We start from the raw sequence: 13,726 nt of genomic DNA on the forward strand, positions 1-13,726 counted from the left end.
TCACCTCATTATAATTATTGCTTATGGTAAGATGGGCGGGGCCAAAAGCCCTGTTCCTTCATCAATTCCTAGCATTACATTTAAGTTTTGAACTGCCTGACCTGCAGCTCCTTTCATCAAGTTGTCAATCACTGATACAATTGTTACCCACCCAGTTCGTTCATCGTAGGTGATCCCAATATCACAGTAATTTGAACCATATACTTCCTTAGTAGCTGGATATTCTCCTATGCCCCTTACTCTGACGAATTTGTCTTCTTGATAATGATGCTGATACAATTCGCGTAGTTCCTTTTCAGTTATCATTTGAAGCGGTTTACAATAAATGGTTGCCATAATTCCCCTCGTCATTGGTACTAGATGAGTATTAAATTTAACTGGCCCCAAATTGCTATTTGCCTTTTTAAGCATCTGCTCAATTTCGGGAATATGTTGGTGCTCATTGACTTTGTAAATTTTGAAATTTTCATTTACCTCACAATAGCTCGTAGCCAAGCTCGCATTACGACCTGCACCAGAAACCCCGGATTTCGCATCAATGATGATGGATTCCGTGTCTACTGCAAAATTCTTAAGTAGTGGAAACAACCCCAGAATAGTGGCAGTTGGGTAACAACCTGGATTGGCAATTAATCTAGCATTCTTTATTTCTTGTCGATTTATTTCTGTTAAACCGTAAATTGCCTTTTCTAGTACATGTTTAGGAGCAGCTTTTTTCTTATACCAATTTTCATAAACTGCAGAATCCCTAAAACGTAAATCACCAGATAAATCAATGACTTTTATACCATTTTCAACAAATGCAGGTGATAGTTCCCTAGAAACTCCTGAGGGTGTAGCCATAAAAACTATATCAGTATCTTTGGAAATTTTCTCAATATCAATCGGCTCTAATTTTTGCAAATAACTCGCGCCTATAGTAGCCCCAACCTGTGAAGATGAATGTATTGTATAATTACGAATCAATTTATGTTGGTGGAGAATGCGAACTAATTCTGCTCCTCCATACCCAGTTGCCCCAATTACCGCTGCCTTCATATTTCTCCTCTTTTCTTTGTCACTTCATTTAACGATTTAATGTTGTTTTTAATTATAAGATTGAATAAAAATAAAATCAACTGTATTTTTATATTTTTTTATTTTAGAAAATATATAGGTAAACAGCTGATACATATGGACACTTTCATTTTTCTTTGTATTCTTATTATTCCTTAACTTATTTTTATACATTAACCCATAAAAATTAATATTGATAATGATTATCATTCGTGATAACTGTCACATCTTATTTTATGAAGGCCATTTATAATGAAGCAAGAAGAACAAATAAAAGGAGTTGTGATTAATGTCAGGAAAAGTTGTTGAGTTAGATGTTCGAGAGGATTTAAAAAATAAGCTAGAACCTTTTCAAAAGATAATGAGTGCCGTTAAAAGTTTAGATAAAGGAGATGTTTTTGTCTTACATTCCACGATAAAACCTACACCACTTCTAACGATTATGAAGACAAAAGGATATGCCAATGAGGTTCAGAAGAAAGCTGACGACCATTTCATCACAACATTTAAAAAGAAGAAACGTAGTTTTTTCTTCTGGAAAAAAGATGAAGAAGTGGCTGATCGTCCTCCTTGTTCACAACAAGATAGCCCAATTCTAATTGATGAGACTATATTTTATTTAGATAATCGAGGACTAGAGCCACCTCAACCAATGATTCGTACACTATCTAGATTGAGTTCAATGAAAAATGGAGAAGTTTTAACAATTCGTAATGACCGCCTTCCAGCGTTTTTAATTGAAGAATTAAACCAACTAGGTTATGAGTATTCACCAAAAGAAATGGAAGATGGTTCTGTTGAAGTCACAATTGTAAAGAAAGAGGGTAAGCGATGAATATTCCTACAGGAAGCCTAATCGCAAAAGATCAAACAAGAGCAAGCTTTTACCTTCCATTTTCATTTATGATTACAGCATTTTTGTCTTTGTTTGTATTTTCTATCGTACTCATTGTTGGTGGTTCTCTTTTTACTGGTGCGAATATTCGTACAACATTAGGAATTGGTGCAATGCACTTATTTATCCTTGGATTTACAACGATGTTAGCGATGGGAGCAGTTTATCAACTTGTACCTGTTGTTATTAATGAAAAACTATATAGTATTCGTTTAGGTGTCATTCACTACTTTTTATTTACAACTGGGTCTATCGGTCTATTAATTGGTTTTTTTCAATTTAATAAAAATGTCTTAATCGGTTCTTCGATAATCACAGTTGCTGGTGTCATTATCTTTATTGTAAATATATTTATGACAATATCTAAAGCAAAAGCATTCAATAGCATTTTATTTGCTACAGTAAGTTCTTTTGTCTATTTATTGCTTACAGTAGTTTCAGGACTACTCCTGGCCTTAAACTTTTCGTTTCAAATTTTACCAACTTTACATTCAGCTATATTAGCAGCCCATATATGGTTTGGATTTGTTGGTTGGTTTTTATTTTTAATCGTAGGCTATAGTTTCAAAATGCTTCCAATGTTTTATTTAGCCCACGGTCAACCAATTAACCTGCAAAAATGGATTTTACTAACGTTCCATTTAAGTTTAGTGATAATTTCAGTTAACTTTTTCTTGCAAGCAGGTTTTATCCTAACAATTATTGGATTCTTGTTCTTTTTATTAGGCTTAGGTCTTTATCGTTACCATATCTATCAAATTCAGCAGAAGAAGTTTAAAAGGAATCCTGGGAAAGGAATTACGGTAACAGTTTATGCTGTTGATGGTTTTATTTTAGTCGTCATCTTATCCATAATTGCCTTAATAATAGAACCAAAACTGTTTGGATCGTTACATTTTTTAACAGCTGTAAGTGTTGTTTATTTATTTGGTTGGATCGGTGTTACCGTCTTAGGATATTTATCAAAAATCGTGCCATTTCTTTGGTGGACATTTTGCTTTGGGGATCGCGTCGGTAAAGAAGAAGTACCTTCTTTGAACAATATGATAGATGAAAATAAAGTATTTTATCGGCTATTATTCGTTTGTCTAGCAACAGTATTACTAGGCGTGGGCATCGCCTTTCAACTAGCGTTACTTACACTAGTTGCACAAATATGTCTTGGAATTTTTGTTGTCTTTTATTTCATACACATATTAGCTGTGTTTACTTTTTCATAAATAATAAGGAGTGATAGAGATGGAATATCTATTAACAAAAGAAGAGGTTTATAAAGCACTTGAGAAGGTATTAGATCCCGAACTTGGGGTTGACGTTGTTAATCTCGGCTTAATTTATGACGTACTAGTTAACGAGGATAATAGTGTTCATATTAAAATGACATTAACAACACCTGGTTGTCCCCTTCATGATACCTTAATTAACGGCGTCAAAACAGCAGTTCAATGCTTACCTACAGTAACAAAGGTAGATGTCGACTTAGTATGGGAACCCGAATGGACACCTGAGAAAATGAGCCCGAAGATTAGGGATATGTTTATGTAATTATAAATTATTAATTTTGAATTGTTTTTAAGCAATGCTTCGTAGTTCGGTAATCGGTAATCGGTAATTTGTAATTCGTAATTCGTAATTCGTAATTCGTAATTCGTAATTCGTAATTAAAAAAAAGCTGCCCTCAGGCAGCTTATTTTCATCCACCACTAACCGGCGGAATAAATGCAACAACATCATTAGCTTTAACAATGTCATTTTCTTCTACGTATTCTTCGTTAACAGCCATCATAGCTCTTTCAACAGGCAGACTTGGAAACTTCTCTTTTAAGTAGTCTTTTACTTGGGTAACAGTCATTTCCGTTTCTTCAATTGCTAGTTCGCGTGATCCTACTATTTCTTCTAATTCTGCAAAAAATAATACTTTTATCATTATAAGTGCTCCTCCTCTGGCTTTCCTGTTGGATAGGGAGTTTTTTCAAGTTGATCACCAATCCACTCTTCACCATCTTCCCAATGTTCTTTTTTCCAAATTGGGACAATTTCTTTAATCCTTTCAATGGCATAGCGGCTTGCATCGTAGGAATCTGCTCGGTGAGGTGTAGAAACAGCAATGACAACTGCAATGTCTGTGATGTCTAAGCGACCAATTCTATGGGAAATTGCAACTAAAGCATCTGGCCAACGCTCTTGAATTTCATCACCGATTTGAGCTAACTTCTTTTCAGCCATACTTGCATATGCATCATATTTTAAATAAATTGTTCTCTTTCCTTTTGTTAGTTCACGCACAGTCCCAATAAAAGTGTTAATCGCACCCGCATTGGCATTCACAACCTTATCAACAACTTCTTGGATTGAAATAACTTCATCTGTAATTAAAAATAATTTTTCACTCATAGTTCTATCCTCTCAGCCTTTGTAATAAGTAATCTAGGTAATTTTCATCATCATCCAGTTGAAAGTATGCTACTTCATCTAATTTCTGTTCTGGATCAATTGGAAACCAACTAATTACACAAAATGTATTGTCTAATTTATCAAGCAATTTAATATCTGATTGATCTTTCATTATGACCACTTTTGGAAATGGTGATGTTTTGAACCCTTCTATAATGATAACATCAATAGGAAATGTTTGAAAAATAGCAAGAAGTTCATCTGGTTCCCAGTCATTTTCTCGTGCTACATTCATTTGAAGTGCTCCTTTGCTTACAGCCGCTGATACAACAGCACCTGCTTGCCGATGTTTCCAAGAATCTTTACCTACATCTAAAGAAGTCAGTTCACCACCGTGACCATGATGTTTGATCGTTCCAACACGAAGTGCGTTTTTACTAGCAGCAGAAACAAGCTTTTCAACTAGGGTTGTTTTGCCACTATTACTAAAGCCAGCCACTTGAATGATTTTTTTGGTCATACAAATGCTCCTTTATTTATGGCTCTTTTCGATAATCTAACAATCCAATCTCGAATACAGCCTTATTTATTAATAATATCAGCACTTCCTTCACCATTCAGTAGCAAGATATCGACTACATCCCCTTGTTTAAAACCACGAGTTCCTCCTGGTAAAACAACTAATGCATCAGAATTTGCAAGTGAAGTAACTACTCCAGATTTATCTAGCCCTACTGGTTCTGCAAAGATTTTGCCTGCTTCAATGGTCATTTTACTTCTAATAAAACGAACAAATGGATTCGGCTTAGGAAAATCTGTTTTTAGGATACCTTGCACCAACTGTAAATGTGGTTTTTGTGATCCTAAATAATGCTGAATCCAAGGGCGAGCTAACAGTTCAAATCCTACGTAGCAAGCTGACGGATTCCCAGATAGTCCAAATAAAAGCTTTCCTTTATATTCTGCAACTGTAGTTACACTCCCTGGTCGCATACCAATTTTATTAAATAGTACATTGGCACCTAGTTTATCATAAATCGCAGGTAGGAAATCAAAATCTCCTACGGAAACTCCACCAGTAGTAATTAGTACATCTACCTCATCAAGAGCACTGACAACTGCATCGTAGCAATGATCAAAATCATCGACTAACTTGCCATAGTATTTCGGGATGGCCCCTGCCTTAATGATTTGTGAAGTAACCATATAGGAGTTACTATTTCGAATTTTCCCTGGTTCAAGCGCTTCATGAACATCCAGTAATTCCGTTCCTGTTGCGTAGACCCCAACGATTGGTTGCTTAGCAACTGGTACTTTGCTATAACCAAATGTAGCTAAAAGTGCTTTTACTCCAGGATCTACCTGGCGACCTGCTTCAACTAAGATTTCTCCAGTCCTAGTTTCTTCAGCTTGAAACGAAATGTTACTCCCTGGCTTAAACGCTCGTTTAATTACAATAAACGTTCTCCCATCTCTTTCAATCTCTTTTGTTAATTCAAACATAATAATCGCATTAGTACCTTCTGGCATTTTTGCTCCTGTCATAATGCGGATTACTTGTCCTTCGTTTGGAACCTGTTTTGCTATACCACCTGCACCAACTGTTTCAATGACCTCTAGTTCAATTGGATTCGCTTGAGAAGCTGCCACCGTGTCTTCTGCACGTACAGCAAACCCATCTAAAGGAGAACGGTCAAATGGGGGGATATCATGGTCAGCTTTAATTGGTTCCCTTAAGAAACGATTATCACTTTCGTTTATTGGTATATATTCTAATTCTCCAGCTTTTGCAAACTGCAATACAGCTTCGATAGCTTTATGTACTTTAATTGGTTTACGGTCTAAATACATCAGATGTCACACCTTTCACGATTCTTTTTTCATTTTATCAAATAAACCGTTAGGTAACTATGACCTTTTTCACAATTCTTCGATTGTTAACAAAAAAGTGAAGAAATTAATTTCTTCACTTTAGTATTAACAGATACCTTATTAATCATATCAATGCATATGGGTTTTGGGTCTTTCATCTGGGCTAGCTAGTATTTTCTCTACATCAACATCATCCCCAATAACTAGTTGATGTTTTTCCATTCGATGCATACCGTTTGCTGTTACATGATAAAAAACGTAGTATACACCTTCTTCAGTAGCACTCCATGATACCTCATAAATCCCGTCACCTTTAGCAACCCCATCAAGGGAGCGATAAGTTTCGGGATGTCCATGTTGCCAAATTTCAAAAACGACCTCTTCAGCATCTGAAACTGTTTTTTCATTTTGAGTAACGATTACTTGAGTCACAATCTCTTTGTTTACTTCCAATTCTGTAAGTGGTATTAGCTCTACCTCAATCGGATCTAAAAAGTTCATTTCACTTTGATGGTCATTATGACCACAAGCGATAAGAAAGAAGAGCAAAAATATACTAAAAACCAAGGTCTTTTTCATAATAATAACTCCTAACGGACAGTAGACTTTAAGTCTTTTATAATAGCTTTTGCATCAAATTCAGTATTGCCATTATAGATACGTATTACCTTACCATCTCCGTTTACTAAAAAGAAATTTACACTATGCATAATGTCATTTGAATCAGGTATTTCTTGAATAAGTGATTTAAAAGAGTCCTTAGAAAACTGGGTAATCTCTTCTAAAGTATAACCTGTTAGAAAATTGTAATTAGTAAAATCTGCCTCATAGGCTTCACCATATTTTTTCAATCCTTGAGGATCATCAAAATCTGGGTCCACTGTAAAAGAAACAAATTGAACATCAATCCCTTCCTCTTTAGCTTCTTCTTGGAGAGTAATCATATTCGGGGTCATCGTTTGGCAAACCGTTGGACAACTAGCAAAAATCATATTTGCAATCCAATACTGCCCCTGTAAATCGGAAGATCCGAAAGGCCTTCCATCCTGATTAGTATATTGAAAATCAGTGACATTCCAATCAGCTTCTGTTAGATCTACAATACCTTTTTGATTCTTTGTTTCCGGAGAACCGTATAAAAATCCACAGCTCGATAAAATCACAAGAACACTTAGGAACAATAAACTTTTAACTATTTTCATTGCTATCACCAACTTATTTAATTTCTGGGTTCATCATCTCAAAATTTGGGATAATGACCTTTTTTCGATCTCTTTTCATCCATTGCTTGAATGTATAACCGATTGCGATTCCATAAACTAGTTCTTGAGTGACCTTCATAATCGCCCCACCAAATTGTTGGTCATGATGTGGAGTTAGCCAGGTTAGTGAATTTTGTCCAGAAAATAATTCAAATGGAACGTCCGCACCTGGTGGTAAACAGTAACTCATCGCAATTGCCCATGTACCTACATCTGTATATGTTGCATAAAGAGGGCCGCCCGCAAAAATAACCAACACACAGGCTGGCGTAAATAATACGCCACTTGCAAACATATAGCCGATTTTCTTTAATTCTGTTAGCTGTCCTTCTTGTTTCGGAAAAACTGGCGTGATATGCCACCACATTAAGAAAGCTGCTAACAACATCCCAAGTTGATAAATATTATGGGCACCATTATTTGTCATCAATCGGTCAAACGTGAATGGTAAATGATAAAAAGAAAACATTGCATTAAATAGAATTAATCCCATTAACGGTTTGCCAAGGATTTTAAATGGCACTCTTAACAGAGCAAATCTGCCAAGAAACGTGAAAAACCAATGAGGAATTCCAAGTAAAAGTAATGGTGGGGCAATTAAATAAACAATTGCCATTGAGAACATATGCATACTCAGCATTAAGTGACCGAGAACATAAAGAGGCCCACCGAAGCCAAAATATACAGCAATTAAACCAAAATGAAAATATACTTTCTTCTTCGTTGCTACTTCTTCACTATGTTGAAATTTATATCTTAGCGGGCCAGTAAGAAGAAAGTATAGTCCACTTATTAACAGTAAAATAAAAATTAATTCCGGTGTCCAAATAGTCCGGAATGTAAATGAAGTAAAAAATTGTTCGATCATTGTTTTCCTCCTTATACAATTATTTACGGAGTATATTTCGATAATACTATATTAGTTATAACATGAATACAACTGGAATTGTATTAATATGTTTTGGTAATTCACTAAGCAATGTGTACGAGCCTCCCTGGTCACAGTCACATATTTAGACAACCTCTACACTTCCATGTAAAATAACATACGTTACCAAACTGCAAAGAAAAGGAGGACCTTATGAAGCAACATTTAATTGCCCTTGATTTAGATGGGACATTACTAACAGATGATAAAAGCATCTCAGTTCGAAACAAACAAGCAATTCAAAAAGTGCGGGAAATGGGACATATTGTTTGTATTGCAACTGGAAGACCATATCGTGCCAGCCAAATGTACTATGAAGAATTAAGTCTTACCACACCAATTGTTAACTTTAATGGGGCCTTCACCCATCACCCGCGACATAAGGATTTTGGCTATTACCACTCTCCTTTGGAGCTTGATACGGCTAAAACAATTATTGAAACTTGTGAAGCCTTTAATGTAAAAAATATCATGGTTGAGGTTATTGATGATTTCTATTTGCGATATTATGATGAAGTTCTGATTGAAACCTTTAGTATGGGAGAATCTCCTGTTAGATTTGGGAACCTTCACCATATACTAACCGAAAATCCAACATCTATTTTAATCCATCCAGAAGATAACCATGTTGCACAACTCAAAGCGTTACTCAAAGAAGCTCATGCTGAGGTAATTGACCAACGTGTATGGGGTGCTCCTTGGCAAGTAATTGAAATTGTGAAAGCTGGACTTAATAAAGCGATTGGTTTACAAAAAATTGCTGATTATTATTCCATTCCAAAAGAAAGAATTATTGCATTTGGTGATGAAGATAATGACTTGGAAATGATTGAATATGCAGGAATTGGCGTTGCAATGGAAAATGCAATTCCACAATTAAAAAATATTGCCAACAAAATAACACAAACGAATGAAAATGATGGCATTGCAAATTTTTTAGAGGACTACCTAAACCTTAAGCTTTAGCAACATGTAAAAATTAACCTGAGTAGTTTTATCGCATTTTACAAAAAATAAGCTCGTATCTTTCTATCAAAAGGAGAGAATTATTATGAGCAAAAAGTCGAAATCTAAACGTTTTGTCCAACAAGGAAAAGATGCTGTTCAACCTGCTAATGAGCGCGAACGTAATGTGACTACTATGGACGAAGCAGAAAATAAGAACATTACTAAAGGTGGTTGCTAGTATGGGAAATCGTTTATTTCAACAAGCAAGATCCCGAACAGAGCAAGCAGAAGAGATGGTCAGAAACGCTACCACACCTGAACAGTTAGCTCTAGCCACGGAAGAAATAGCAAAAGCAAAAAATGATCTTTCTTCCGCTTTTGCGAATTCAACAACGGCTGAAAAAATGCAGCTTACAGAGCTTCAACAACAAATTGATCAGTTGGAAAGTGACCTTCCTGAATACCGCTAAAACAAGCTGGATAACGTACAGTTAAACATGCATTCTAAAAAAATAGGCTGATCCCTAAAGGTTATGCAATAGACATGTATCTTCGTCTGCTGCATTGAGCCTTATGGGAACAGTCTCTTTTTTAATATTATTTGTACATTTACTATTTTTGGTTTACGATAAATTTATGTATGTGAGTGAATTTCATATTTACCTTAACAAGCTACTTATCTGCATATAGTACATAAGCGAAAATAATGAATGATGAAATTCATTATTGTAACATTTTCTGTTATGATTAATTTTTGATTAACGCAACTATTATTTAAAAACAAGGCTGTTTTCGTAAACTTTGTTGCTTTTAGGTCGTCATCTGAGAATAAATAAGCTTTTTTGGACAATTTTATTTGTCCCAATGGCTTATTTATTCTCAAAAGCGTGAACTTTTCTTACTCAATTTATTGAGTGATATCTTCATCTAAGGAATTTTTCCAATTATTTTGCGTTAAAAAGCCACATTGTTTACGAAAAAATAATACAAAAAAGCCTTAGCAATAAATATAAGCTTTGTAATTTAGGAGGTCATTAACGTGGAAGTTTTTTTGGTAGAAAACAATGCCGATCAAATCTTAAGGGAAAAAATTGCGCAACTTATGATGGGGCAAATGGAAGCCATCGGTGACAGCAATGCATATTCTAGCCTTATTACAGCTATTGATTTAGCATTAGTTGAAGGTTCATCTGCTAAAATGTTCGCGGTTAAAGAGAATGACCTAATTATTGGTCTTGCCTTTTTCAATATTGGCATTAGTTTAGAGAAAGGTGGATATTATATTTGGTTAAATGATCTCTATGTACATAAAGAATACCGCCAAAAAGGGATCGCCAAGAAACTCTTACTACATACAATGTTTTGGGCAGAACAAAACAATCTGAAAGGTATTGAACTTGAAACAGGAGTAAATAATATTGCAACAAAACGTTTATATAATTCCTTTGGTTTCTATGACATTGTTTCTAAAAGATATGGACTTGACATAAATTAGGTTTTCAAAGATATATTTTAGATGATGTAGATGAATTTTGTAGAAAAATAACTTTCCTATTAGATGCTTACAAGTAAGCGTCTTTTTTTTATTTGCTTCCCCTTTTGTTTTTCGGAAATTCTCTGCCTAATTTAGACATTTTTACTTCTTTTCAAACCGTCCCCTTCATACGATATAAAAAAAGCTTCTGACTTTCGTAAGTAAGGAGGGTTCCGATGGTTCCACATTTTTTTGAAGCTGAATTCCATGATTTACGTGTTGAATTGTCAAAGCAATCACTCCAACAATTTATTAACAAAATGATGGAATATAAGTGCTCCCTTTATTGGCGCTATAACGACGATATCATTTATTTAATTGTAGATACAAACCAATCAATCCACGAAATCCCTTTTAAGAAGAACGGAACAAAACTTACAATTGACGTTGATTGCCTAAAGGTGAGTGAAGAATTAGTTGCGAAAGCATTAGAATTAGTATTAACAGAATATCAAGGAAGCGGGTTTATTAAGACTTACACCGACGGTCCTCAATATATCACATTTTTTAAAGACGGTATCATCCAGTCCATTACTGAAATTAATGGAGGTGAGAAGATCGTTATGAATCAATATGGGGCTATTGTGGAGTACCAGGACTTTGACCATGACCTTGACCCAGAAACGATTATTAACATTATAAACATGGAAATTGACTATACTTTAATGGAATTACACGAATTAATACAAGTGCCAAATAATCAGGAAATCAGGAAAAAAAAACAAAGACTCAGAAGTCTTTTAAAAAGAAAAAATGAGATTGAACAGTTACTTTAGTAGTGAAGAGTAATTTTTAGTACAGATTTTTTCTAAAAGATTGTTGCTATTAAATTTTTGGAACGTAGCCAAGCGAACGCTTAGCTCTTCACGTTTAACGTGAAGTTTTTGAGAAAAATGAGTTAAAAAAGAGACATATCCCAAATGACAGGATATATCTCAAAAATAAAAATTGAAAAACCACTTCCTATTATACTACAGAACAGAAGAAAAGTTAGCTAGGTAATATTACCAGCTAACTTTTTTCTCCTTACTTTAATGAATTTCATAATTCATTATAAATGTAGTTTCGTAGGAACCATTCGCAACTACATTTAGTTTGATATAGCTCGGTTAAGGTAAATATGACATTCACTCACTTAAGTCCAATCTTTTTGTTTCTATAAATGGCAGTATAAAATGCTGGTACAAGTATTACTGTAAAGATAGTTGAAAATAGTAAACCAGATATGATGGAGATAGCCAAAGGTTTAAATAAAACATCACCGCTAAAAGCAATTGGTACTAAAGCAGCAATAGCTGTGAATGCAGTTAACAAAATTGGTCGTAACCGCGCTTGCCCTGCCTCCATTACTGCCTCATTTAAATTTTTTCCATCTCTTAATCTTTGTTCAATGAATTCAATCAATACGATCGAATTTCTAACGACAATTCCTGCTAGCGAAACAATTCCCATCATCGCCATAAAACCTATCCCTACTTGAGTGATAAATAGACCTAAAACAGCCCCAGAAATCGCCAAATAGACCGTACTCATTACTAAGAGTGGTGTAACTAATGAATAGAACTGAATAGCCATTACTATATAAATAAGAAAAATGACAATAAAAAATAATTTTGTAATCTCAATAAAGAAATCTGTTCGAGCTTCGGTTTCTCCGCCAACTACAATCGAATAACCTTCCTGTAAATTCACCTCCGATATTATCTCCTGTATTTTTCCTTCTAATGCGGCTTTTTCCTCTTCACCAGGATAAGCTCTAATTGTTATTGTTCTACGTCCATTTTCATGAGGGATTTTTTGAATTTGTTCTATCTCTACTTCTGTAAGTAACTGATCGAAGCTAATAAGTTCCGGTTGTCCTTCGAGTCTTTTATTAGTTGGTAAAACTAGTTTATTTAGTTCGACCTTTTCTCCTTGCTTCACCTCGTCGATTACAACCTTCATCTCCCAATTTTTTGTTCCATCATCAAAGTTCCCTAACGGTAAACCAAGTGTAACTAAACGAATTCTTTCACTAAGTTCACGTAGTGTGAATCCATGTTCTTCAAGGTTATTTCTTTTTGGTTCATAAATGACGGTAGGCTGTTTAGAACCAATATCATCTACAACAACAACATCTTCTTGAGCCTTCCCTACTTGCCCTTTCAATAGATTTACAATATTTAACAACTCTTCAAGCTCTGGCCCAGTAACTTTAATGGCAATAGGTGCGCCTACAGGTGGACCAGTTTCAATTGTAGTCATCTTAATCTCGGCATCTGGAAATTTCGTACGTAATTCTCCCGTCCACTTAGCAATCGTTTCATCTGCTCTTTGTTCTTCCTTAATAACCCTTAAAAGAAGTTGCCCAGTATTTTCTCCTGTTCCTGACATAACCTGCCCAAAAAGTCCCGGTAGTCCTGAACCAGTATAAATCGAAATTTCTGTGATTGCCTCATCTTGTGCTAAAGTGTCTGCCATCTCTAGTAAATAACTATTTGTTTTCTCCATTGTGACACCTACAGGTAATACCACATCTACCGTAACCTCGGCACGATCAGCATTCGGAAAGAAAACCAAAGGAATATATGGCACTAAACCATAAACCAACGTGCAAGCCACTAATCCAATAACACTGATTTTTATAGGTAACTTTACAACTTTCTGCAAAATTTTGTTTCCATACCAATTAGCTAAGCGGTCAATCTGTACACCGAGGATTCCTACCTTTTCTTCTTGCTTTCGACCGCTCTTTCCTCTACGCCAACTCGTATAAATAGGTACAAGAGTTAAAGAAATAACTGTTGAGGCTATAATTGTTGTAATTAATACACTCGGTAAAGCACGTATAAAATCCC

17 protein-coding genes are annotated in these 13,726 nt (G+C 35.1%); 8 read left to right on the forward strand and 9 right to left on the reverse strand.

All coding sequences use genetic code 11. From position 1 onward, the window contains the following. Positions 1 to 21 precede the first annotated feature (21 nt). Positions 22 to 1,038, reverse strand: a complete 1,017-nt coding sequence (argC, locus tag H1D32_RS24185; protein WP_261180737.1) for an N-acetyl-gamma-glutamyl-phosphate reductase — start codon at positions 1,036 to 1,038, stop codon at positions 22 to 24. A 307-nt stretch (positions 1,039 to 1,345) separates the two neighbouring features. On the opposite strand from argC, the gene H1D32_RS24190 reads away from it, so the two are divergent. The 3 genes from H1D32_RS24190 to H1D32_RS24200 are packed head-to-tail and all read left to right on the forward strand — an operon-like array spanning position 1,346 to position 3,496. After that, positions 1,346 to 1,891: a DUF2249 domain-containing protein gene (locus H1D32_RS24190; protein WP_261180738.1), complete on the forward strand. Its 546-nt coding sequence runs from the start codon at positions 1,346 to 1,348 to the stop codon at positions 1,889 to 1,891. Continuing rightward, positions 1,888 to 3,171: a heme-copper oxidase family protein gene (locus H1D32_RS24195; RefSeq protein ID WP_261180739.1), complete on the forward strand. Its 1,284-nt coding sequence runs from the start codon at positions 1,888 to 1,890 to the stop codon at positions 3,169 to 3,171. The genes H1D32_RS24190 and H1D32_RS24195 overlap by 4 nt, the downstream gene beginning before the upstream one ends. 19 nt (positions 3,172 to 3,190) lie before the next feature. Continuing rightward, a complete protein-coding gene (locus H1D32_RS24200; protein ID WP_261180740.1) occupies positions 3,191 to 3,496 on the forward strand; it encodes a metal-sulfur cluster assembly factor in 306 nt (101 codons plus the stop codon). 148 nt (positions 3,497 to 3,644) lie between these two features. Here the strand turns inward: H1D32_RS24200 and moaD are convergent, their stop codons facing one another. From moaD to ctaG, 7 genes are all read right to left on the reverse strand, one after another. Beyond that, positions 3,645 to 3,878, reverse strand: coding sequence for a molybdopterin converting factor subunit 1 (gene moaD, locus H1D32_RS24205; RefSeq protein ID WP_261180741.1), 234 nt, complete (start codon positions 3,876 to 3,878; stop codon positions 3,645 to 3,647). After that, on the reverse strand, positions 3,878 to 4,345 hold the full coding sequence (locus tag H1D32_RS24210; RefSeq protein WP_261180742.1) for a molybdenum cofactor biosynthesis protein MoaE: 468 nt from the start codon (positions 4,343 to 4,345) through the stop codon (positions 3,878 to 3,880). The genes moaD and H1D32_RS24210 overlap by 1 nt, the downstream gene beginning before the upstream one ends. A 4-nt stretch (positions 4,346 to 4,349) precedes the next feature. Further along, complete coding sequence (gene mobB / locus H1D32_RS24215) at positions 4,350 to 4,865, reverse strand: molybdopterin-guanine dinucleotide biosynthesis protein B (protein ID WP_261180743.1); 516 nt, start codon at positions 4,863 to 4,865, stop codon at positions 4,350 to 4,352. A 62-nt stretch (positions 4,866 to 4,927) separates the two neighbouring features. Beyond that, entirely contained in the window at positions 4,928 to 6,196 is a 1,269-nt protein-coding gene (locus H1D32_RS24220; RefSeq protein WP_261180744.1) for a molybdopterin molybdotransferase MoeA, read from the reverse strand. Between the two features lie 150 nt (positions 6,197 to 6,346). Next, positions 6,347 to 6,796 (reverse strand): FixH family protein, encoded by a 450-nt coding sequence (locus H1D32_RS24225; protein WP_261180745.1) that lies wholly within the window; start codon positions 6,794 to 6,796, stop codon positions 6,347 to 6,349. Positions 6,797 to 6,807: 11 nt separating this feature from the next. Then, the gene (locus tag H1D32_RS24230; protein ID WP_261180746.1) at positions 6,808 to 7,419 is read right to left on the reverse strand and encodes an SCO family protein; all 612 of its coding nucleotides are present in this window, start codon (positions 7,417 to 7,419) and stop codon (positions 6,808 to 6,810) included. A 13-nt stretch (positions 7,420 to 7,432) separates the two neighbouring features. Then, entirely contained in the window at positions 7,433 to 8,347 is a 915-nt protein-coding gene (gene ctaG, locus H1D32_RS24235; protein WP_261180747.1) for a cytochrome c oxidase assembly factor CtaG, read from the reverse strand. 213 nt (positions 8,348 to 8,560) lie between these two features. On the opposite strand from ctaG, the gene H1D32_RS24240 reads away from it, so the two are divergent. From H1D32_RS24240 to H1D32_RS24260, 5 genes are all read left to right on the forward strand, one after another. Beyond that, entirely contained in the window at positions 8,561 to 9,373 is an 813-nt protein-coding gene (locus H1D32_RS24240; protein ID WP_261180748.1) for a Cof-type HAD-IIB family hydrolase, read from the forward strand. An 85-nt stretch (positions 9,374 to 9,458) separates the two neighbouring features. After that, positions 9,459 to 9,593 carry a hypothetical protein gene (locus H1D32_RS24245; protein ID WP_261180749.1) on the forward strand — a complete coding sequence of 45 codons (135 nt, stop codon included), beginning with the start codon at positions 9,459 to 9,461 and terminating at the stop codon, positions 9,591 to 9,593. 1 nt (position 9,594) lies between these two features. After that, positions 9,595 to 9,825, forward strand: a complete 231-nt coding sequence (locus H1D32_RS24250; RefSeq protein WP_261180750.1) for a DUF3813 domain-containing protein — start codon at positions 9,595 to 9,597, stop codon at positions 9,823 to 9,825. Between the two features lie 569 nt (positions 9,826 to 10,394). Beyond that, the gene (locus H1D32_RS24255; RefSeq protein ID WP_261180751.1) at positions 10,395 to 10,850 is read left to right on the forward strand and encodes a GNAT family N-acetyltransferase; all 456 of its coding nucleotides are present in this window, start codon (positions 10,395 to 10,397) and stop codon (positions 10,848 to 10,850) included. 215 nt (positions 10,851 to 11,065) lie between these two features. After that, positions 11,066 to 11,665, forward strand: a complete 600-nt coding sequence (locus tag H1D32_RS24260; RefSeq protein ID WP_261180752.1) for a hypothetical protein — start codon at positions 11,066 to 11,068, stop codon at positions 11,663 to 11,665. Between the two features lie 355 nt (positions 11,666 to 12,020). Here H1D32_RS24260 and H1D32_RS24265 read toward each other — a convergent pair. Next, the coding region (locus H1D32_RS24265) for an efflux RND transporter permease subunit (RefSeq protein WP_261180754.1) at positions 12,021 to 13,726 on the reverse strand (1,706 nt) is incomplete at its 5' end.

Source organism: Anaerobacillus sp. CMMVII, assembly GCF_025377685.1.
Taxonomy (GTDB): Bacteria; Bacillota; Bacilli; order Bacillales; family Anaerobacillaceae; genus Anaerobacillus.